This window comes from Pseudoalteromonas sp. SIMBA_162 (assembly GCF_046535955.1).
GTDB classification, from domain to species: Bacteria; Pseudomonadota; Gammaproteobacteria; order Enterobacterales; family Alteromonadaceae; genus Pseudoalteromonas; species Pseudoalteromonas marina.
This window is the reverse complement of the sequence record NZ_JAWJBQ010001420.1, coordinates 1-228: the sequence shown is the minus strand read 5'-3', so window position 1 is coordinate 228 and position 228 is coordinate 1. Positions and strand designations below refer to the sequence as shown.

General features: G+C 66.7%; 1 protein-coding gene. It reads right to left on the bottom strand.

Annotation, left to right across the window (positions count from 1 at the left end; translation table 11 throughout):
- On the bottom strand, positions 1 to 228 hold a 228-nt coding region (locus tag R0J88_RS24285), incomplete at both ends, for a hypothetical protein (RefSeq protein ID WP_410901498.1).

Sequence of the window (228 nt, the reverse complement as noted above, 5' to 3'; positions counted from 1 at the left end):
CGCTTTGCACGTCGATCACGTCGCCGTTCTGCGGCGTTCCCTTGACCACGACCGAGACGCCGCCGAAATCGATCGATGCATCCGGCGTGTACGCGGTCGGGGCGGCCGGCGGCGCGGGCGTGGTAACCGGCGGCACCGGCGGATTGGCGTTGGGATCGGTCGTGATGACGCGATAGCCCATGTTGCCCGTGGCCGGATCCGACTCGAACTGCAGGCTGAAATTCTTGC